15 protein-coding genes are annotated in these 23,109 nt (G+C 49.2%); 4 read left to right on the top strand and 11 right to left on the bottom strand.

All coding sequences use genetic code 11. The features are described from left to right. From OB236_RS06030 to OB236_RS05995, 8 genes are all read right to left on the bottom strand, one after another. Positions 1–477 (bottom strand): hypothetical protein (locus tag OB236_RS06030; RefSeq protein ID WP_262683196.1); only part of this gene is annotated, 477 nt, incomplete at its 3' end. Positions 478–625: 148 nt separating this feature from the next. Then, positions 626–2,074 (bottom strand): PP2C family protein-serine/threonine phosphatase, encoded by a 1,449-nt coding sequence (locus OB236_RS06025; RefSeq protein ID WP_262683195.1) that lies wholly within the window; start codon positions 2,072–2,074, stop codon positions 626–628. 35 nt (positions 2,075–2,109) lie between these two features. Beyond that, positions 2,110–2,448, bottom strand: a complete 339-nt coding sequence (locus OB236_RS06020; RefSeq protein WP_076230386.1) for an STAS domain-containing protein — start codon at positions 2,446–2,448, stop codon at positions 2,110–2,112. A 48-nt stretch (positions 2,449–2,496) separates the two neighbouring features. Next, positions 2,497–2,925 (bottom strand): ATP-binding protein, encoded by a 429-nt coding sequence (locus tag OB236_RS06015; RefSeq protein WP_179097458.1) that lies wholly within the window; start codon positions 2,923–2,925, stop codon positions 2,497–2,499. A 23-nt stretch (positions 2,926–2,948) separates the two neighbouring features. Beyond that, positions 2,949–6,005 (bottom strand): HEAT repeat domain-containing protein, encoded by a 3,057-nt coding sequence (locus OB236_RS06010; protein ID WP_262683194.1) that lies wholly within the window; start codon positions 6,003–6,005, stop codon positions 2,949–2,951. A gap of 72 nt (positions 6,006–6,077) precedes the next feature. Then, positions 6,078–6,575, bottom strand: a complete 498-nt coding sequence (locus OB236_RS06005) for a GNAT family N-acetyltransferase (RefSeq protein WP_262683193.1) — start codon at positions 6,573–6,575, stop codon at positions 6,078–6,080. A gap of 24 nt (positions 6,576–6,599) precedes the next feature. Next, positions 6,600–9,368, bottom strand: coding sequence for an adenylate/guanylate cyclase domain-containing protein (locus tag OB236_RS06000; protein WP_262683192.1), 2,769 nt, complete (start codon positions 9,366–9,368; stop codon positions 6,600–6,602). 39 nt (positions 9,369–9,407) lie between these two features. Then, a complete protein-coding gene (locus tag OB236_RS05995) occupies positions 9,408–12,812 on the bottom strand; it encodes a stalk domain-containing protein (RefSeq protein WP_262683191.1) in 3,405 nt (1,134 codons plus the stop codon). A gap of 204 nt (positions 12,813–13,016) precedes the next feature. On the opposite strand from OB236_RS05995, the gene OB236_RS05990 reads away from it, so the two are divergent. From OB236_RS05990 to OB236_RS05975, 4 genes are all read left to right on the top strand, one after another. Then, positions 13,017–13,403 (top strand): DUF4280 domain-containing protein, encoded by a 387-nt coding sequence (locus OB236_RS05990; protein ID WP_262683190.1) that lies wholly within the window; start codon positions 13,017–13,019, stop codon positions 13,401–13,403. A 72-nt stretch (positions 13,404–13,475) separates the two neighbouring features. Continuing rightward, the gene (locus tag OB236_RS05985; RefSeq protein ID WP_262683189.1) at positions 13,476–15,260 is read left to right on the top strand and encodes an MORN repeat-containing protein; all 1,785 of its coding nucleotides are present in this window, start codon (positions 13,476–13,478) and stop codon (positions 15,258–15,260) included. Positions 15,261–15,353: 93 nt separating this feature from the next. Then, positions 15,354–16,265 (top strand): sugar phosphate isomerase/epimerase, encoded by a 912-nt coding sequence (locus tag OB236_RS05980; protein ID WP_262683188.1) that lies wholly within the window; start codon positions 15,354–15,356, stop codon positions 16,263–16,265. A gap of 82 nt (positions 16,266–16,347) precedes the next feature. Further along, positions 16,348–16,764 carry a GNAT family N-acetyltransferase gene (locus OB236_RS05975; RefSeq protein ID WP_262683187.1) on the top strand — a complete coding sequence of 139 codons (417 nt, stop codon included), beginning with the start codon at positions 16,348–16,350 and terminating at the stop codon, positions 16,762–16,764. Positions 16,765–16,859: 95 nt separating this feature from the next. On the opposite strand, the gene OB236_RS05970 is transcribed toward OB236_RS05975, so the two are convergent. From OB236_RS05970 to OB236_RS05960, 3 genes are all read right to left on the bottom strand, one after another. After that, positions 16,860–18,527, bottom strand: a complete 1,668-nt coding sequence (locus OB236_RS05970) for a hypothetical protein (RefSeq protein ID WP_262683186.1) — start codon at positions 18,525–18,527, stop codon at positions 16,860–16,862. Positions 18,528–18,580: 53 nt separating this feature from the next. Further along, positions 18,581–20,689, bottom strand: coding sequence for a phage tail protein (locus OB236_RS05965; protein WP_262683185.1), 2,109 nt, complete (start codon positions 20,687–20,689; stop codon positions 18,581–18,583). A gap of 144 nt (positions 20,690–20,833) precedes the next feature. Next, positions 20,834–23,074: a putative baseplate assembly protein gene (locus OB236_RS05960; protein WP_262683184.1), complete on the bottom strand. Its 2,241-nt coding sequence runs from the start codon at positions 23,072–23,074 to the stop codon at positions 20,834–20,836. Between the last annotated feature and the right edge of the window lie 35 nt (positions 23,075–23,109).

Below are 23,109 nucleotides of genomic sequence, written 5' to 3'. Positions count from 1 at the left end.
TTCCAGCTCGCTACCTTCTGATTCACGCTGGATCGCTCCGATCTCCGGTTTCATCTGCAGCTCTTCCTCTTCCAGCTCGCTTCCTTCTGAGTCGCGCTGGATCGCTCCGATCTCCGGTTTCATCTGCAGCTCTTCCTCTTCCAGCTCGCCGCCTTCTGATTCGCGCTGGATCGATTCAGTAGCAGACCGCATTTGCAGTTGTTGTACAACTTGTCCAGCAACCTGATCCGCTTCCTGCTCATACTTATCACCAACAGGGCCTACAGTCATTTTCGCCTGAATCGGCATTTTGCCCGCAGAACCACCGGCCAGCATTCTTTGCACATTACGATTTCCAATTACTTCATGCAAGCTCATCACCTCGGAAGAACCTGCTGTCGCTGAATGACTTGCTTGATCCTTTGCCGCTGCTGTCTTTTTTTGTAATGTGGCTTCCGTGCTGGATTTACTATGATGACGTGGTTGATGGGTATGCATGCTTTACCTCCTTAGAGTTTGCGAAGCAAACTAACTTCGTAAGCACAATCTATCTTATGATAAACACGCTGCTGGTTGAATACGTTAACTCAACTATACCATATTCTTGAAATGGGAGCGTATATTTCTGACTCTATTCAATCATTAGTTACTTGCCCACACACTTAATCAGCAGCATCGCAATATCGTCAGATTGTTTCGCACCTGCTGTAAACGAATCAACATCCTGCAAAATCCGCATCATCAATGCATCCATTTCAAGATGATGCTCCGAACCTACAAGCTCCCGCAAGCGCGTCATCCCGTATTGCTGTAACTGTACATCCTCAGCCTCACTGATTCCATCTGTATACAAAAGAATTCGTTCTCCATGTTGCAGGCAGGCTGTATTGTCGCTATATTCCATATCTTCAAGCACGCCCAATGGAAGCCCTTTAACTCCAATCAACGGCTCCAGACCTCCACCCTCACGAACCGTATAGGGAGTGCAATGGCCGCCATCGCTGTAGATTAATTCTCCGGTCACCATGTCCAGCACACCGCAAAATATCGTTGCAAACATCGCCGATTCATCCTTGTACAGCTCCCGATTAACTTCCGTTAGCAGCTGTCCGGGTGTCATATTCGCCTTCATCTTACCTTTAATAAGCGTCATTGTGACCGCCATAAACAAAGCGGCAGGAATCCCTTTATCCGATACATCTCCGAGTGTAAAAAACAGCTTCGAATCTCCAACCATAAAATAATCGTAAAAGTCTCCGCCAACTTCTCTCGCCGGACGAATCATCGAACGTACACAATCCGCCATCAGCAGTTCGGAGGACGTTGGCGCATCCATGCTATCATGGACCAGGCCAGCATCCGATAGCGCAGGAATCGATCTCAACGATGTCACACGCTGTGGCAGAAAGCCCAATTGAATATCACTCGCAATCCGCAGCTCGCTTTCCATCCGCTCTTTGGCTGCAACCGTATCTTTTAATGCTTGAATCGATTTCTCCAACGCCTCATACAGCATTGCGTTTTCCAAGGATATTGCGGTCGGTGATGCAATAGACTGCAGCAGCTTCAAATCTTTATCGCTAAAATGCTTCCCATTGCGTTTATTCAACACCTGAAGCACTCCGATAATCTCACCTTTATTCGTCATGGGTACACACATCAGGTTACGTGTCGGATAATCCACTCGATTGGCTACCTTCGAGGACCACCGCGAATCGCTGGCAGCATCATCGATTTTCACGGACTCACCCGACTGGGCCACCCAGCCTGCGATACCTTCACCCATTGCCAACCGGATCTCGCGAATCTGGCCACCTTTTTCCCCAAGCGCCAGCTCGAAGAACAGCTCCCCTTTTTCTGTGTCGACCAGAATTACCGACGACGCCTCTGCATCCGTAACGCGGGATGTCGTATCCATAATTTTTTGCAATAGATCCTGCTTATAGATCGTTGAATTCATCTCCTGGCTGACTTCAAAAAGCTGCAAAGTGCGCGACAGCTCTCTTTCAGCCGTACGCCGCCTCCATTCAACAGCCCCCAAAGCAAGCAGCAAAACCAGGAACGCGAGCATCCAGCCATATGGTAATTCACCCATGCTTGTGTCACCTGCCTATAGGCATCCCTCTCTGCTTACTCAGATAAAGCCTGAGTCGCTTCAGCCTCAGTCGCATAAATCGAGAAAATCGCACTAAAACCCGACATATCAAACACTTCGCGAACATTGTCGGTCATTTCAATCAGTGCCAGACTGCCTTTAAGCGCCTTCATCTTCTTAGCTGCCACAAGTAATATACGCAGACCTGCGCTGCTCACATAGTCAAGCTTGGAAAGATTGAATATGAATTTCGTCCTTCCTTGTTCAACCAGTTGCACAAACGTGCCTTCCAGCACCCCCGATGTGTTGGCATCCAGTCTTCCTTCAATAGCAACAATCGCAATATCGCCCACCGTTCGTTCCGTTACATTCATGCCCCTATTTCCCTCCTAAAAGTTTTCGTAGAAAACCTGTAACATTAGCTATCGGGTTTTCCAACCTATTTTTTTCATGTGCAGTATGTTCAACTTGTCGACTCGTTCATAAATAGCTTCATCCATGGATTCCCGGACAAAATGAATCCCCAACCCGCCAATCCTGCGCTCCTCCACAGATGCCTGAACATCCGGCGAAGGCAGCGATAGCGGATCAAATGCCATCCCATCATCCGTAATCGTCAGCTCAATATTGTCCATATCTACCCATATCGAGATCCTGATCGAATGTGCGACACTTGATTGACAGCCATATAAGATCGTATTCGTAACCAATTCATCACAGACAAGATTAAGCTGAAACAACGTCTTTGAATCAACAGACATCTGTTCTGCCCACGAGGCTAGCCAAGCTTCCAGTCGCGCAAGCTCTTCAAGATTATTTGTCAGCTCAATTTGTTGACACTCGCCGCTCACACCATCCCCTGCTTTCCATTGGGTTATGCCATCTTCATCAGCATCGATTCAAGCAGACGGACACGCGCACTTGATGCATGCAGTAAGCCAATGCCAATCTCCGGATACAACCGGATCAGTCTCGCCAAGCCTTCGCCTCCCAGTGACAGCACGCGAACCTCATCAAATATCGCCTGTGCAGTAACCCCTGATACGGATTGATCCAATGCCGTACTTTCGCCAAATACCTCTTTTGCGCCCAAGACGCCAATGGTGCCCTCTCCCCCATTGCTCGTTACAAGGCTAAGTTCCACATGACCATCTACAATGAGGTATACGTTGGAATTCGTTTCCCCTTGACGCAGCAGCAGTGCCTGATCAGGAAATACCTGCTCTTGTGTAATGCCGGCAATGAGACCAAGCTCATCGACTGATACATTAGAAAATAAGGAAACCTGCTTTAAAAACAGCACCTTGTCGAGCATCGTTAACAGCTTCTTCTCATTCGGCATAACGGCTTGCTCCTCCTCACTTAACGCATGTTGTGCGATATCCCGCAGCCAGTCATCCGATCCCAGGCCAGCCTGTTCAATCACAGCTCTCGGATCGGCGATTTCTCCGTGGTCTAACACGTCCGTCGAGGTCTTCAGCATATCGAGCAGAGCATAGGCAAGCTTGCGATCCCCGAGTCCTTCGGCCAATACCTCAAGGCCGTTCTCGCGAATTTCTTCGTCCTTATCCTGGACACTTTCCCGGACAACCTGAACAACTCTTTCGTCGGCCAGCTTCGCCAGAACAACCCACGCCGCATCACATATAACATCGCGAATTTCATTTAATCGCTGCTCGGCCAGCTCCGCCAAGCCTTCCATCTTAAGCTTTGCTATGGCAGCTGACAGCGCCCTGTCCTGATTGGAGCCTTGCAGACGCTGAATGCATGAGTCAACCAAGGTTTCACGGATTCGGGCCTCGTCAAGCAGATGGGCAAGTGCGGCGACACAAGCGTCCCATATAAAAGGATTCGGATACTGCAGCCCTTCCATTAGCGCGGCAATACCTTTGTCCCCCATATCGATAAGTGCCTGGATAATCGCTTTACGCATCTCTTGGTCAGCCATGGGGTACATCGGAAGCAATGAGCCGATCGCTTCATCATATTGCAGTCTGCCCAGGCACTGCGCAGCAGCTACCCGAACTGCCGGCCGTTGATCCTCCAATAACGACATGACCCAATCGCTGTAGCTCGACAAGCCTAAATCAGCAACCGTACGGCAGCCATACACGGCCCAATCCCCGCCATTATCCAACAGCTTAATAATGGCTTCATCACACGCGGAGAAGCTCTCTTCACTGCCAAGTGCATACAGCGCCTTGACCGCTTCTGCGACGACGCGGGGATGCGTATCCAACAGCTTCAGCCTAATAAAATAATGCGCCTGACTTTGCATGTGACCGGCTCTGGCTATCAATCGAACACATTCAACCCTCACATCGACTTCTTCATCCTCCAGCAGGGAAGCCACCTGCACCAACTCCTGGATCGTTGCCTTTTGCAAGCTCATTGCACGCAGAGCAGCCACACGAATACGCGGATTATGGTCGTCGACGAGCTTGACCAGCCTTGACAGGTAAGAGGAATCTTTCGCTTTGCCGATCAATTCAAGCGCAACCTCGCGCACATAATCATTTGGATTATGGAGATGCTCCAACACCCCCTGCAGCATTTTCGTGCTGCGCATACCTCCCAGAAAGGCAACAGCCATTTCCGAAAAATCGGCTTGAAAAGACTGCACGCTTTTGATTAATTCCTTAATATACAAGCTGCGTCCGAACCAGGCAATCACGATCAATAATAAGGCGACAATCACACCGATTATCGCAACGGAATCCAGACTTAAGATCCCTTTGGAATGCAGGAGGGAGAGCAATGCACCCAGCAATATACCGCCGGATGCCGCAATCGCTTGCGATACATAACGAATGCCATCCCTCTGATTAATCGGAAGCATTTTGAAGAACAATTGGTAGCAGGGCTCAGCCGTATAATAAAGTAAAATATAGAACAGTGCATAGGTCGCTGATACAACAGCCAGCGCGTAACCCGTACCCAGAAATAAGGCGGATAGACCGAAGCCGAACATAAACACAATTGATATAGCCAACAGCATGTTGCTCGCACCCAGCCAATTCATTAACCGTCCCGAGAACGTCTGGAGCAGCAGCGAAGCCGAGAATTGGATCGTAATGATCAATCCATAATAAGCTGTCAAATCACGTTCGATCGGGAACGCCTTTTCAGTGGTCGTGAAATATTGGTACTCCATTAAGAAATAAAGAGCTGGCATTAAGGTCATCAGACCTACAGCACATAGCAGAAACGGACTTTTTATCAGCTGCTTATAGTAATGGCCGGATAAAGCCGATGCTTCTCCTTGGACAGCCAGCTCCTGCTTATGCAGCTGCTTGTCATCTTTAAGGGTTAAAGGGACCAGATACCTGGCTATCGCCTTACGGAAATTGAACAAACCAATCAACAGGAACAAGGGTGCCAGTATATAGACAACCTCTGTACCCGACCATCTTCCGACCTGCTGGGCAATAAAACCGGCGGTTATCCCACCTACAGTAGCAGCCCCGACGAATATTGGCATTAACCGTTTAGCCTGTTGAGTCGGGCACAGGTCAAATGCCGTACTCCACAGCAGCAGCGTCAGCTGGCGAACGACAAAGTTCGATGAAATAAACAGGATCGGATAATACCATTGGTAATCCCAACCTCCTACTTTAAAGCCAATCAGGATCAGCCCATTGACCAGCAGGACCCCTGTCATCAGGAGATACATCGTTCGCATCAACTTAGCCTTCGGCAGCTTTTCCGCCAGCTTGGCCAACAGCCAGCCCTCAAGCGGCATAATAATCGCTTCTGCCATGTACACAAATGGCAGGAATTGCACACCAAACCTTTGATTAAAAAGTGCCATAAAAGCCGTATAGCTTAATAACTCTGCAATACCGGCAAAATAAAAGACCGGCAGCATAACCCAAAGCTTACGCGAGTCCTCTGTACGCAGCCCAAGTAATCGGAATAAAGTACCAGCCACATCATCAAGTCCAATCCTATATAATCTGTCTTGCCTACCGTGTGTGATTTGCAGAGTGGGTTCGGTGCATGGCTAAAGCTTTTTCCAATAGGCAAGCCGGGCTTCACCCTCATAATAATAGTTGGGATAATTACCAATCAATTGAAATCCGAGCTTCGCGAACATGTTTTGCACGGAGGCGTATTGGGGCAAATCGCATGTATAAGTCAAGATGTAACGCCCGCTCTGCTGCTCAATAAATTCAAGCATGGTCTCATACAACTGCTTGGCAATCCCAAGGTTGCGGTATCCCTTATGTACAACCAGATAATCCCACAAATAACCGCCTGTTCTGTGTTCGTTTTCCCGTGTACTGATAACGGCGATAATTTGCTTGTCCTCATTCTCCACATACCAATGCCGATGGTTCGGAATTTGCAGACTTTCTCGCGGCCATTTGCTAAAATGCACAAGCTCCCCTGGCGTATGGTTCTGATCATCAAAAGCATCCTTGGAGAGAAAAAATTGGCTGACTCTCTCTGCGTCCCTCTCATTTTGCATGGCATGCACCTGAAATATGACCTTACTCATGATCGATTGCTCCATTCTAATAGACTAAGAGACGGACAAGGTTCCATTCCAATCCTCGGTTGTACCATTCTGGAAGTATTCATCACATAAATAGAAGTACAGCTTGGCGGCTTTATCCTGTCGATTTGCTTTGATCACCTGGAGGAATGCCTCTCTTGCGTCATAAAAACGTCCGACCTGATACAGTAATATCGCCTGCTCAAACTTTGCCTTTGTTTTTTCCTTCAACGCTCTCAGCGTATCCGGCTCACCTTGATAAACATCATACAACTGCAGCGGCTCGTCCTTGCCCTCAATCCGGATCAGACCGAGGTTACGGTATTGGAAGCTGCTTTTGGCTTGAAGCGAGTCGATAATGTAGCTGGAAACGAGAATACTCGCACCTAACGGCTCGGTGATTTTTTCCAATACGCTCGCCAGATACACATCATCGGATATGACATTGCCCTCCAGCCGCTGCTCCTCTCCGATAATACCGAGTCGAAGCGGACCCTTATGCAGCCCTATACCCATGTCAATCGGTGCGTAATTGCAGCTGGCCCGGTGTGCATTATATATCTCCAACTCCTTGATGATTCCGATGCCCGCCAGCAGCGCCTCGTCTGATCTCTTGGGGAACAGAGCCATAAAGCCGGCACCCTGATATTTGTTGATCATCCCATCATTATTGCGTATAAATGGACCAAAACGATTTAAATAGGAGTTCACAAAGTTAAAATTTTCCTCGGGTGTCAACCGTTTGGATAACAGATAGAAGGCGCGAATATTAACGATCAAAATGCCCATTTCCTGCTCAACCTGATCGCCCAGCTCGACATCCAGAATACTGTCCTTATCCAGAAACCTCAAAAATTGCTGGGGTACGAACCGATAATACGCTTCACTTACCCGAGTGACCTTGGCAATGTAGCTGCGAATATGTGCAGCCATCACATTAAAGCTGTCTCCCAGGTCGGCGACTTCATCCCGTGTGCGAATATCGACGACTGTCTCCCAATTTCCTTTGGAAATAGCGAGTGCCGAATTACGCAGCTTGCGTATGGAGGAAAGAATATAGTAAGAGGTCAGCAGCACAATCGCCAGCAGTACCAAAGTAATAACGGCAATCGTCTGGATAATATTGCGCAAAATCTTTTGGCGATGCTGCAAAATACCCTCCATGTTTTTACTTGTTTCAAACACACCGACAACTTTGCCAGAGCTGTTAAATATAGGACCAATCGCATACATCCAGAATCCTGTATCATCCTGCCATTGATCGGTCTCCACGGTACCGAGCTCCACGACCCTCGTGTTCTTCGGCGTTTTGGGGAACGGATTGAACATATTTACATCGTCCGCATCTTCAATCATCCGGTATATCGTACCGTTCTCGTATTTATACAGTGCTTTATAGAATCCTCCGTCATCATTGTCTCCGGTATCCTCAAAGATCGAATCCATCTTTTGACGGAATACCTTATAATCGGCGGTTTTGTAATCCAACGGTGAATTCATCCGTTCCAGCTTGTCGCCATCTATCAGATTACGACCGTTTCGCGCCAGCAAGGACAGCTCGCTCAATGTTTCGTTCTCCATTTTTTCCGTAAAATCGGTGTAAATAAAATAGGATAGCAAAATCATCGAACCGACAATGATCGGAATGAACACCATCATCTGCTTCAGCATCAAAGAAATACGACGAAGCATGATATGTAGGTAAAACAGTCTAATCGCGATGCCAAGTAGCAGCACTCCGACCAGCGCAATCGCCCAAATCAACCATTTATAAAATATTTGTGAAGAAGCATAACTTCCTTCCACTATCGGCGGTTGGATCGTTCCATCCGGATTTTGGCGAATAATTTGCTTTTCGTGCATGGTGATCAATCCGTTGTCCGCACCTACACTGATGCCGGTCATATCCTCGAAAGATAAGTCGATCCCCTGCTGCTTCGCTTTTTCCACCGTTAACAGCGCTTCGATCACATAAGGCTGCGCTGGATCCAGTCTGCTTACCGCTTGAGCATTATAGTCGATATACACCAGACGACCTGATTTATCGAGCTGCAATTGCTCAGGGAAGTTCCTCCGGGTCCGATCGACGCCTGTTAAAGGATAAATCTGCTCGGCCTGTCCGCCATCGTTAATGCGATATATTTCACCACTGCGTGCTGTGATATAGACCAGATTGGCGTTATTGCCAACAACACCCGCCACAAACTTACCAGCAGGCAGCTGCCAGGAACCGGCAGGTTGGGGCGTTGCTCCCAATTCCCCTCCTGTTGGCATCCGATACATAGTCACCTTGTCGCCATTCTCGACAAAGAAGGTCAATACATCATTTTGCACATCCAACGATTTCAAGCTGCCATACCTGAATCGCTTCGCCTCTGCAGGATTGGAATAACTCAGAGGAAAGAAACTGTCTTCCTCCTGACCCGTTGGAGAAAATCGAACGATCCGCTCCGACTTGACGACAAGCCCGTAAGGGTCCAGCGTCATTTTACTCGTATACAGGTTGCCTTCGTTGTCCACTGCAAGTCCGTTGAAGCTGTGAATGTCGCTAAGCGTATCATTCGTCTTGATGGTATAGAGGACAGTCCCTTGCGGGTCCAGCTTGACAATGCTTTTCTTCGAGTTATGAATCACATAGAGGTTGTTCTGCTTATCCGTTATCGCTTTGGAAATACTGCTCAACGGCACATTACGCTGCCAGGGTGAGCTTGTCATAACGTCGCTTTTTTGGTATACAACATAACCTGAAGCCACAATCAGCACTGTGAGCAGCAGAGCTACTACCCATTTCTTCATCGTTCTTCATCGCCTCGATTTCGCAAGCCTTCGCTTGTCCTAATCGGCAGAAATCCGAATGGTTTTCGTACCGTCATCCCAATCTACCTGCATGCCTAACAACTCCGCTACAAAACGCAGCGGCACATAGGTTCTCCCCGCTATCATAACGGGCATGGTCTCCAGAGCAACAGCCTCTCCATCGACATAACCGACCGAATTATCTATGCTGCAAACTATCGTTGTGTTATCCAGACTGATCGTTACGGAATGCTGTTCAGCATCCCACATCACCATAGCTCCGAATGCTTCGGAAACAGGTCTTACTGGTAAAAATACCTTTTCATTCATTATAACAGGAGGAGCGGAAAAAGAGACTACTAAATTGGGCGAAATGACACTTTCTACCGGAAAAATCCGCGCATGCGCTCCCCAGGACTGTTCAATTTCCGCAGTGGCTGCCGTAAGCTCCTGCATCTGTTCGGGCGTATATTTGGCAAGCTCAATTTGGCCGATCTGTGCAATCGTCTGTTTGCTTTCTGCTGCCAGCTGCTCCATCAGAGCTGCCGGCAGCTGCGCCGTTGCCGACAAGTTCCCTTGCGCATCCTTCAACAGTTCCGCAGATAACCCGTTAATCGTATCTAGCTTGGCAAAGAGAGCTTCCTTCTGTACGGTCAGAAGCATCAGGTTCAATGAGTGGATTGAGCCTTGAAGCTGCTCGACCTTGCCTGTGTCCTTCTGTCCTTGAGCCGTTTGCTGTGCATCCTGCAGCTTGATAAGCGCATCCTGCAGTGCCTGCATATTATCTGCGCTTCCGCTTTCCAATATGGCCAGCTTGCCAGCTGTTTCCATGAGGGATGTCAACTGTGCGGCTGCAGCCTGGGCATCTCCAGAGGTTATGGCCTGCTTCACCACCAGTTCCAGCTCTTCCTGGCGGTGCTCCAGTGCGGCCTGCTCAGCCACGCCGCCTGCGCCCGCAGCAGTGCCTGCTCCTGCTCCGTTTCCGGTACCACCAGGTGCTGCTCCGCTGTTACCACCAGAAGAGCCTCCAGTTGCCCCACTGCCTGCCTCACTTCCCGAATTTCCAATTGCACCTGCGGTTCCACCAGTGTTTGTACCCCCTGTAGTCCCTGTTCCTCCACTGCCGCCATTCTGCAGGGTACCAGCGGCTGCAACGTCCGCTTCCAGCTGCTTGGCGAGTGCCTCCGGGTTATTCAGCAGTGCAACCTGCTTGATAGCCGCCGCCTGATTTCCGCCTAACAAAGCCTGTATGAAGGCCGACTTTGCCTCCGCTTCCTTCAGCTTTATCGACAGTTCCAAGGTATCGACAGCCTTATTCGCTGCAAGCGCCTTTTCCTTGTCCGCCTTGAGCTGCTCCTGCTCCTTTTTCAAAGTTTCCAGCTCGATGTTCATTTGCGCTGCTGTAAGAAGCGGTGCCAGCTGTCCGTTAGGACTCACCTCAACCATCAGCTTAAATGTAGCCAGCTTCTCCGGCCCTATGACGGCGTCGCCCTTCGGATTTTCCAAGACCCGCAAGTTAAGCACCTGATCGGCTGAAACCCATACGCCGCCTGTCAGCTCTGACTTTATCAATATCCCTTGTCCCGATTCGGCCATCGTCCCCTTGGCAGCCGTATACAGCTCAGTCGTCAGCGCATCGAGTGCTATCCGAAACGTTCCGATCATCAGCGTAGTGCCCCCATCGGCTGCTGGTTCGCCCTTCTTCGGTGCTGCGACAGCTCCGGTAACGGCAGGATTTGCTGCAAACTCACCAGGAGGGTCCAGCTTGAGTGTGCCCGCAGTTCCATAACCGGCAGGAATACTTTCAGCCACAATCTCCTTGTCCCTATATAAGATGACCCTCAAGCCCTCTGGCTCACCGAACAGCAGGCTGAGTTCGCTTAATGGCTTTTGAATCGGTTCTTTTTTACCAATCTGTTTGCCTCCCGCTGTAAATAACGCATAATCCGTCACATCCAGCTTCTTGTCGACCTTAAGCGAGAACTCGCTAATCAATGTTCCAATCGTCGGCTTGAGACTCCAGCTTCCTTCCTGAGCCTTCGATTCAGGGGTAGCGGGATTGATCTTCGCAAGTCCATCATCAATATCACGGTATGGCAAAATCCCTTCCTTATATGTAGGCTCAACTGCGCCACCCGTATCGACATTCAGCTTGCCCAGCGCCTGCTTGTAGCTGATCCAGCTATTAAGCACCGTCAACTCAGCCTGATCCTTGGCATCCACCACCAATTGCAGCTCCTCTGCCTTCATAAAGCCCAGCTTGAACTTCTGACCTGCTGCAACAACGTCAGCTGCCGCTTTATCCCGCTCCCTTAGGGTCTGCGCATAAGCCTCCTCCGCACCTTTGGCATCGAGGTAAGATTGACGAATGGATAATATCACGTTTTTCAGACTGTCTTTTTCCTTCAGTATCGCTTTATTCTGATCCATCATCGAAATTGGCAGCGATTGGCGAATATCGTCAAAATAACGAATGCCATCATACTCACCCTGCAGCAGCACCTTCGGAATCGGGAAAATAGCAAGCCACATAAAGCCCTCCCAATCCTGCTGAATACCCGCAAGCGTAGCATCGTAGCCAGCCATGAACAGGTCATAATCTATGTCCTTGGCCTTGTACATGCTTTCAATGACCCGCATGCGGGCTTCGCCGAACTTGGAGGCATACAGCTTGCGAGACACATCCACCTTCATATCCGCGAGCCTGCGATCCTCACGGTCCTGAATCAAGGGCAAGTTCGTCTTTTGAGCATTGACGCTGTATTTTTCCAACATAGCTTGGTTCAGATCACCGTAATCCTGTGTGTAGGACAACTTGACGCCATCCTGCAGATCCATTCCGACTTTGTCCCCTAGTGCGAGCAAACTCGATTTGTACGAAAGCTGCGCCAGCTTCAAGCCCGATGCCGCTTGCTCCAAGCTCTTCTCGGCTTGATCACGGGCCGCCTGATCGGCTAGTCCGAACTTTTGCTTGTTTCTCACGCCCTCTACCTGGCTCTTGGCCGCATCCAGCTTTTTACGTGCCGCATTTTCTGCAAGCAGCCCCTGCAGAGCATTCCCATACAGCTTTTCCATCTCATATTGCACGGATAAAGTCTTGCTTCGCACTGCCTCATTAGCAATCAGCTGCTGCTTGCGTGCTTCTGGAACTTTTAAACGAATTTGCAGGTCCTTGCTCAAATTCCGCGGCTTGGCGAATAAACTCGAATCCTTGGCTTCCTCGCTTTGCACCGCATACTGTGTCTGTACCAGTTCTGCATTCTTTTTGGTTATGTCTGACCTGGCGTCCCGAATTTCCTGGCTGTTCTTAATACCCAGTTGGATGGCCTCTTTTAATGGCAAATCCTTGATCTGATCCCCAGGAGCAGCGAACGCCGTTAACATGAGCCCTTGATTCAACAAAAGGAGCAGGACAAGACAAGCTCCAACACGTTGCACAGACACCAATTCAAACCCCTCCGACGTTAAATAACATTACATTCATAGTACATCAACTCTAGCAATCCCGCATCTTATTTATCGACAAATCTTGCTGCAGTCCTTAGCAGGAAAAGGAATTTATTGCTGCTTTCCGCTTTATTTAGTACTATGAAACTATAGAATCACAGCTCGTGTACGCGCTAATATGAGGATAAGGTGGTAGATTCGATGGGTATACTCGTCTGCGGAGGCGCAATGCTGCAATGCAGCTTTGGTGCTGCTCCAGGCACCTTGAACGTGCTCCCTGCCAATCTGGTGATGACCTCCATGCCCATTGCCAATATTATGGATAACAAACCGATGCTGAACATCATGCCTTTTGGTATGTGCAACTCTCCGGCTAACCCCACAGTGGCCGCTGCAACTGCAGCCGCTTTTGGCGTATTAACCCCTATGCCCTGCATTCCTGTTACAGCGGCACCCTGGGCGCCAGGCGCTCCGACCGTGCTGGTGGCCAACATGCCCGCCCTCAACAACAGCTCCAAATGCATGTGCAATTGGGGTGGCGTCATTCAAGTAGTCAATCCCGGACAAGCAACCATTCAAGTGCCATAAGCAAGCTAGGAAAAGATACGGTTTACAGCCCTCGTGTTGGCATGTGGGCGATCCTGCAATAGGAGTGAGAACGTGAATGCATTCGTAAAGACCATGGATACGATCTTCAGACCGGTTGTATCCCCTATATTTACCAAGATGTTGAAGCCTATGTTTAAATTCAGAGCATTCACCATGGCTCTTATCAAAAAATTCCAGGCGTTCCTGAAGACCATACTGGGAACCAAGGAATCCTCTCTCAGCAACTATGTGCCAATCGGGTACTACTATGTGTCCAAGCGTCTGCTGCTGATCTGTTTTCTCATCATTTTGCTGCTCTCCTACTTTATATTTATTCGTCCCCCTGTTTTTGTAAATAAGTGGTTTAATCGACCGACCGTCTTGCAGGAAAATACGCCTAAGACCTCCGTTTTTTCGGGAAAGGCCAAGGTTGTCGATGAACAGCAGGGCGCCCGATACGAAGGCGAGCTTATTGACGGGCTCTATGCGGGGACAGGTAAACTTTACGGCAAACAAGGTGTTCTGCTCTACGAGGGAGCTTTTGACAAAGGACAAAAGAGCGGCGCAGGTACCTTGAACGATGATCAGGGTAGACTGCTTTACAAAGGACTATTTGTCGCTGACGCTTACAATGGACTTGGCACTCTCTATACCCCGGACCAAAAGGTACGCTACATCGGTGAATTCCAAAATGGCCAATACGGTGGTACGGGCAAGCTGTTCTATCCAAACGGCAGCATCCAATATGATGGTGCGTTCCACGCAGGGAAGTACAGTGGTGCAGGCAAGCTGTTCGATACGACAGGGATATTGCTGTATGAGGGAGATTTTGCCGGAAACGAATACAACGGAGCGGGTAAGCTATTCAACAGCAAAGGCATTATGCTATATGATGGAGCCTTCAAAAACGGCAAGTTTTCGGGTGAAGGCAGCGAATTCCATGAAAACGGGATGCTTAAATACAAAGGCGCCTTTACAGCAGGCTCTTATAACGGAGAAGGTGTCGCTACGAGCGATAAAGGCCTCGTTACGTATAAAGGCGGCTTTATCAATAACGTATACCATGGCGTAGGCGAAGTGATGGATGAGGCAGGAAGAACCCTGTACAAGGGTGATTTCAAAAACGGTATGTACGATGGTGTCGGGACCTTATTCGATGCGGACGGATCCCCTGTGCTGAAATCATTCTTCGTAAGCGGTAACGTGAACCTGCAGGGCTATATCGGCCTTTCGAGTAAAAAGCTTGAGGATATACTCGGCAAGCCAGCTGAAGTCACCCTACTCGGTATGCCTGATCCTCTGGCCGCTTTAAACGATGCCACTGCAGGAGCCGTTGGTGGTGCTGGAGGTACTGCAGGGACAGGTGGAACTGCAGTGACTGGCGGAGCCAACCAAGGTGCAACCGGGGTGGCTGGTAACACGGCAAGAACAACCTTGCCTGGTACAGGCACGGATAGCACTGCCGGTGTGAACGGAATTACTGGCGGCAATGCGACTAACGGCGGAACTGGCGCCGCAGTAAGCGATATTATTGAGCTGCAGCTAGGCTATCCGAATTATCAGATGACCTTTATTGTCAGCGCATCTCCAGCCAACCCCAAGGAGGCTACCGTCACCTCGTTCACCTTATGGGGAAGCAAGCCGCTGGCTCTTATTGTTCCTGCTGTAGAGACCTTTACCGACCCCAAGCAGCCTAATGCACTGGGCTACCGGATCCTGGAGCTCAAACGGGCTGACCAACCGGGAAGCTATACCAATAGCTATTATAAGGATGATTACCTGCTTACTTTCACTCACCGCGTAACTGGCAATATCGCTACCCAGCTTGAAATTATACCGACAAAGCCGGCGAATTAACTCGTATCCAGCAGCTAGAGGATGTCCCCTAAGGTCAATAAGACCTTACGTGACATCCCTTTTTTTCTTAAATCGCTAAGAAGGAGCTCTCCGATGAACACATTTATGATCGGCCAATATGGCAGCTTTGATTTCAGAAAATTTCATCGCGACTTTCGCAATAATTTTTACGGCATTGAGGCTTGCCTGTTTGAGCAGGAACAGGATACGTTAAATCTGATTCATGAGTCCAGACGAGGAGGCTTCCAGGTTGGTATTCATTTCCCGCTGCGCGCCGGTGCGTACCCGTTAAGGGATGCTTTATTTTTATCGCAGGATGATGCCACACGCCAACAAGCCTTTGCATCGGTAGAAAAGGAATTGGAGTATGCGACTGCTGTCCACCCGGACTATATCTTGTTTCATTATCCCAAGCCTGTAATTTTGGACGACCATGTAGATTGGGCGCTTTGGCATTTTGAGGATAGACGGGAATATGTGTATGAGAGTGAGTTTTCAAATGTAGAGTTTCAGGAAAAGAGTCAATATTTATTTGAATGGCTGGCTGCAAAAGGCAAAGCTTATGCGTTCATTCCTGTACTGGAATTTGACGCTCTGAATCCCTATATTTACGAAACGGATTTTCTGGAATCCTTATTGCAGCGTTATCCGAACATTCGATTATGCCTGGATACGAGCAGGCTGTATCTACAGGAGTGCATCGATCCAAACTTCAACTCAAGAGCCATTATTCGCAGGTATGCCCCATACGCACATCTCCTGCATTTATCTAATATCAAAGTAACGGATCGTATCGAGCAAAAGAAATTCCCCGTATTGCCCGATTTAAGTCCGGATGACGGCTGGGCGCCAATAGAGGACTATTTACTTATCATCAAAGAAAAGAACCCGAACATCAAAATCATGTTCGAGCATCGCTCCCAACTCATTAGTGATGAACAATTGGAAGCTTGCTATCAATGGGTAGCTCAGATTTTAACAACCGAATCGTCATTAAAGTGTTAAAAGGAATTGCAAACATTCGTAGGGAATAAGTATTTCATGGAGTTATCTCACCATTACATTTATTTGCGAGGAGTGTTGCAAATTGGAAGTAACCTTCAACACGTATACAATTAGCGATGACAAAACAAGACTGGATATCGACATTATCGGTGGATTTTTGTCCAGAAGCTATTGGGCCAACGAGCGGCCGATTGAGAAAACGCAGAAAGCTATCGAACATTCGCTCTGCTATGGCGTCTATGATCAGAATCGGCAGATTGGCTTTGCAAGAGTCATTACAGACGGGGCTACGATGTATTATTTGTGTGATGTGTTCATTGACGAACAGTATCGCGGTCAAGGTATCGGGAAAAAATTGGTCGAGACGATTATTAACTCCGAAGCCTTGCAAGGAATCAATGGGATCCTGGGTACCAAAGACGCCCACTCTCTGTATGAATCGTATGGGTTTAGTCGGGTTGCTGACCGATTTATGAGACGTGCAGCGGTTGCAGAGTAAAGATAGGAAAGTCGGCCTTTCCCCTTACGGAAGGCCGACCTTTACATACATAACTTGTCATCTGCTAGCTGTAAGCACTTAATAAATTCAATTTCTTAAGCTTGTTCTTCCCGTCCACTCGCCGCTTCCAACGAAGAAATATCGACGGTATCGTCGCTGCCCGCTCCGCTTTCAGTCGCCTTTTTGAAGGCCCACCAACGGATATTGATTTGTGTCGCTTCCGTAGGCTGCTGAAGCCTCACACCGATGCGAAACGTACCCTTTTGCGGATACAATACCGTTCCAATCTTGACGTCTGGACCACTCGGCTCATGCTCGCTGCCTTTGAATACATCCGTAGAGCCAGAGTACAAGCGTTCACTGCTGCTCAGAATGTCGGAAATATAGTCTTCATTGATTTCCTCAATCCCTGTATAAATGAACAGACTGCCTCGGCCAAGACCATGCTCGATCTCGGCGGATACATAGCTTTTGCCCCCACGGCCAAAAGGTGAAGCCGCGAATTTATTCAAGGAAGCTATCGGAATTTCAACGACACCCGTTCGTACCTGATCGCCGGATTGTACTTCAGGAAGCCCCAGGTCAAAGTTCAACTCACCTTTGTCCTTATTGAAGGTAACGTTAAGCTCAGGCTCTTGGTTACCCGCTATTTTCCTGAGACTGGATCTGGCCGTAATCGAACCGCTGAACGGCGTTGCCGGGGCAGAGCTATCCTTGCTTTTCAGCTTGTGCAGGGCAGAGGCATTGTACACATATTCGTTGAATGGAACCTGATCGACTTTTTCAATCATATAGGTCGGTCCCATTTGCAGTAGACTGATTCGGGCCAGGTAAATGCAAGGATCGGAAGGGGAATCCAGGGAGTCCTCCAGCGAACGGTTCACAAAATCATCTACCCACTGTTTATCAACAGCCCCAGCCATGATCATCACTTCATTGGCTCTAGCTGAGGACAGGCTGACCTGCTTATCGCCTATTCGCAGAACCGCATGATCCTGTCTAATCCCGACAGTCGCCTTGCCTCGCGATGAGCTGTCTGCACGCAGCTTAACCGTTACCTCATATTCGGTTTCCTGGCGCTCCTGAGGTTCGTTGAACGTCACTTTAGCGTCATGCTCAGCCTGCAGCTGTTGTCCAACCAATTCGAACTCAAAGGATATTTTGGCTGCCTGCAGTGTCTTTTCGATTACAAAAGTCACATCAAACAGCTGTCCCGGATTCACATAACGTGGTGTTCGCTGCAGTATACGAATGTGTCCATCCTGATACAGTACACTGGTCTGCTCAATGATGCTCTCAATAGGGAATACAGAAGGATCGGGGGCTTCCTCGCGAATAAACAGCTTATAGCTTTCCAGCATGCGATTATATTCGCTGATTTCATCGGATCGAACAGCCGCATTCGCTACGGAATGAACCGGTTCCTTGCCCTTCTCATCGTAGGCCAGACAAAGATACACATTTTTGGCATACTCATTGTTCGAGAATCCCTGCATCATCGACAGCTTAAGTGTGACCGGAGAAGGAATGATGATTTCCCGGCCCAACGCATCAATAGCGGCTCCCATTTCCACAGACACCGACTTATCATCGACGGCGATGACCTGCAAGCCTGTAATCACACCTGTACCATGCAGCAGCCGATTCATCAAACGCCGTTTGTCGTTAAAATATTTCTGCTCCGATTCAAAGTCACGAACGGTCAATAGCTTTCCATAAAAATAGCGATTGCGCTCAAATGGATAATAACGTGTCTTTTTCATCCCACAATCCCCTCGCCTTCCCCTATTTTGATTCATATTCACAGATGGTTTAATTATTCTAATTCGGAATCCAATCCGAGACGGGTATGAATGTCCATTCGCTTGTCACGTTCGAGATCAATCAGGACCGTATTGTAAGGCATCGACGATTTCTGATCCAGTGTCAGCAGCGTTGGTTCCGATAAAAAGGTGTTAATCCCCATATAGGAATGCATATCCATGTACATCCATGGCTGCAGCAGGGTGAGCTTGCCTTCGGTAAATGCAGGCTTTTGATCATTGATGATGGATTCGATAATGAGCCGCTGTTTATCGGTTTGCACGCATTCCTGCGGCAGCATCACACAAAAGCAATACGGATTATCGCCATATAGACGGGACAGGAGCTCGCGCAGCTCCGATTTCTCCTGCATTTGCTTCATTTGAAAATATTCGATGATATACGGCTCTGCCCCCGTGTAAATGTGCAGCATACGCAGCAGGCCCTGTCTGGTACCTCGCAGCTTGTAGAGCTCTGGTGCTTGCTTGATCAGCTGGCGCAGCTTCTCCTCGCCCCACGATTCATCCTCATGAACGGCCAGCCACGTACCCAGCCAGGTTAAATACTGCCCATGAACAGCATTCGGGTCGAAGTATTTGGAGATGTGATCAATCTTCTCCTCCATATCCTGAAAGTACGATCCAAACAAGGCCAGAAACCGTTCCAAAAACCGGCTCTCATCCTGCTGCTCCTGATAAATCGAAGGCAAATATGAGATCAACGACTTACGTGGAAAATAGACACGAAGTCTGGTCAAAACCGGCGTACGCCGCTCACTGCCAACGACTTCTAGCTTCAGCCACAAATAGCGGCCCGTGGCATTCATAAGCAGCGCATCACGCGGATTTGTAATCGGCTCCGACCACAGATCCCTTGTTGCCTTCAGCTTATCTCTGAGCGGAATGATGGGCTCCTTCAAGTACGCACTGAGGTCAGTAAAATTACCATCCAACCATTCTTCATTGCGATCAGATGTGTAATAGTATAGCCGCACCTGCGTTTCATCGGGGATCAAGGCTTCCAGCTGTACACGGTGCCATTCCGTTTCTGTGGAACGTGTATCCAGTGCATGGGAGAAATAAATTCCCTCCGTCAGGGAGGTTTCCTCGAGTTCCATCGTTCTCGGCTGCAGCTCCAGCAGGGTGATTTCACCCGTTAACCCATCCAGCACATACATCCAGTCCCGTGGACCGAGGAGAAGCTTGTCCGTCCGTCCACGAAACCCTGACACCTTGGCTTGAAATTCACCCTGCTGCCCGTACTTCAGAATAAAACGCTCGTCCTCTTCATCCGGACCGACATACCGGCTGTCGCCAATATATATATTATTATTCGTATCAATGGAAAGACCCGCATACGTGCCTTTAGGAGCAATCGAGAATTGTACAGCCAACGTCCCATCCTCGTCAAAGGATATGACCAGCTTACTCTCCGTATCGAACAGGTATACGGCTCCCACAGCGTTAACCGCGGTATAGTATCTTTTGAGTAAATCGGCGGCAGCCGTCGCCTGTTCCAGTCGGAGCGAATCGTGCTGATAGACACGAATAACATCTCCCCCTGAGCCCCACTGCACAATCCCCAGTCGCCCTCCCTCCGGCACTTCTTCATTTCCATTCATCCCAATAATCATATCCAGCGGGATCACGGTATACAGCCTTTTTTGTGAGTCGGACACAATAGCTAGCGGATACAATGGTTTACCCTGCCATTCCTGGGCAGCCCAGACCTGCTGGCTGTTCGAAACCGAATAAGCGGCAATACGTCGCTCGCTGTTCGGGTCCGCGATATAGAGCGTGTCCTTGCTCGCAGCCAATACAGCACTGGCCTTGAATAAATCATGCCCTTGACGAAATAGCTGCTCCGTATATTGATTCTCTGCGTCGTAGGACCATATCACTGCTCGCTCATCCATGACAAACAGCTTGCCATTCTGGCCTACAGCAAAATCAAGTGGATTCTGCGGACCATCCATCTCCTCAGGCTGGATCACCTTATGGATTCCATACTTCTCGGTCTGGTGAAGCCCAAGCCCCCCACTTATCATATGGAGATTGTAATAAAGTCCTTTATCCCAATCCGATTGTTTATTCAATGAGAAAAACTGATACGGGTCCTGCACGGCTTTCACCCCCTTTGTCAACAGCCTGCTGAATCCATAAATCGTTGAGCATGGACGGATTTCCCGCCTTCAGAAGCCAACCAACAACGCATGTGTTGGCATCGCTATTTCTAGTCCCCCGCATTTCATATGATAGACTCACGGCTATACGTCAGCTTTACTAATCAGCTCTACCTGATGCTCACCAGAGGTTACCAACCCGTACGGAGGAATGAGGATGTCACCGCTCGCATTTTTACGCGCCCCTGAGCCCTCAAAATCGATCCATACGTCTTGTACATAAACTACACCCTTCAGACGGCTGATCGCACCATAAATATCACCTTTATATACGGCCCTTCCAAACGTCCAGCCTGTTGACCCATCCGATCGGTCCAAGGGCTGCAGCAGCCCGTACAGCTCATGAAGAATGCGCCTTGGCTCCTCCTTCAATTGCGGTTCAACGACCACAACCGCATGTACCGTAATCTTAATATATTCGGCAGGTATCACATGCAGCTCGGTTGTCAGCAATCGGTGCAATTCCAGATGTTTTCTTACTGTTCGCAGAAAACCAACGCCTGCCTTTGGCTGTGAGCTCTCGCTGTAAGGAACGACAACGACTGTCATTTGTGCTGCCGACTTGGATTGCTCCTGCTCCACCATGCCAGGCTTATAGAGGGGTATGGCTTTTACTCTTGCGACACGAAGCCCAGGTGTTGCACGAGCAATGGCCTCATAATCCTCAGCTGTCACCGCCCGGTACGGCGTATGCAGGTCTCTGCGTACGCGATGCTTGGCCTCCTCTACGGATTCGGCTTCAGTGCCACCCGAGGCGGGAGTGGGATTGGTTACTCTGATTCCCTGAAGCTCAGGATCATCCGTGACGAATTCAGAGATCAGTCCATCTTTGACATTGCCCCTTTGGCCACCACCGGTTTGCAGTGATATGAGCCGCAGGTTGTCCTGCTCCGAATCGTGAGGAATCCAGCCTTCCTCATTGTTGCCAAAGCGGAATACATAATTGGCTTCATCCCACACATAATGCCGGTCCTCTGAACCGGATTGATCAAAGTCCTCAACACGTGTCCAATCCTCCCAGATAAAGCCGGATATCCCTGGCTCTCTCCGTCCGACCTGAAGCAGCAGGGAATCCTTCAAACACCGCTGCGCTCGTTTAACCTCAAATTCCTGCTGAGGAAGCCCGTTGCTTCCACCAATCCAACGGTCCAGCTCAAAATCGGGAACATAGGAGATGAGCCGAATCGTTTGTTTGCCCATGGTCGGAATGGCTCCGTGCTGTCCATCACCAAAACGAATTTCGGTCGTTTTCAGCAGAGGATCATGGGAGAGCTCATAGCTGCAGTCATCGGGCCCACTGTTACGGATATCCGTAACAGCCTGCCAATCGCGCCAATCGCCTCCGGCTTCACGAACCTGTACGAGGTTCAATCCGTAATAGGGAAGATGGGCGACACGGCTGCATATCATTCCGGCCTCACCTGAGCTATCGAATACTATCGCTTCGCTCCATGTAGTGCGCTGTACAGCTTCCACGGTATTTATATGAATCTGCTCGATCTTCGGCGCCAGCTCATAACCATCGCTTTCCAGCGTGCAGCACAGCCAATACCGCCGCTTGTCGTTAGCGGGATGCACAAGCATCGGTCTCATCGGCTTATCCAGACATAGCACAATCTGCCCAGTCTGTGACAAGTGCATCGTAGTGTCGCGAAGCAGCTCAACCGGCAGCCATCCTTCACCATCCTCAGAGCCTACATATTTCCACGAAACGCCTACCGAGGAAATCATCTCGGACATCCCATTGGCAGCTACCCCCACAGGGACGGGATAACCATCAAACAGCTTAAACGATATGGAAATCGGAATCCCTGTCGGGAGCTCACGGTCAAAACCGAGATACAGCTTGCTTCCGCTTTTGGCATCCGGTCCGAAGGCATAATAAGCAATGCTCGCATGATCATTGGAAGAGGTATAATCGCTTGCCGCCACAGCCGTACGCACTATAATTTTATCCAGAGTCGAAGGGACCGCCTGCAGGGTTTCGACCGTTTCGAACAGTTGATCCATCGCGGCAAGCCTCGTACCCTTGGGCAGCACCTGAAGCTCCTGCATCCCCGTAAAGGTCAGCTGTGCTCTTGCAGAAAACGATTCCTTGAGATGAATACCGAGCAGCTTGAGAAATTTACGCTCATTCTTCTCTGTAATCCGGTTCAAATAATACTGTTGAACCTCCGTCATCCAAGACATCAGCTCGATCAGGGTAATCCCCGGATCGTGTGCATTTTCATCCGTCCACTGGGGAAATAGCTTGGGAATCGCCTTTCTGGCGTCCTGTACAATTTGATCGAAATAACGATCGTCCAAATTCGGTATGGGCAGCAATCGTTATACCTCCTTTCGTATCAAGTATTATCGAC

The organism is Paenibacillus baimaensis (assembly GCF_025567575.1).
Note: the sequence above shows the minus strand (reverse complement) of the source record. Positions and strands in the feature narration are given on the sequence as shown.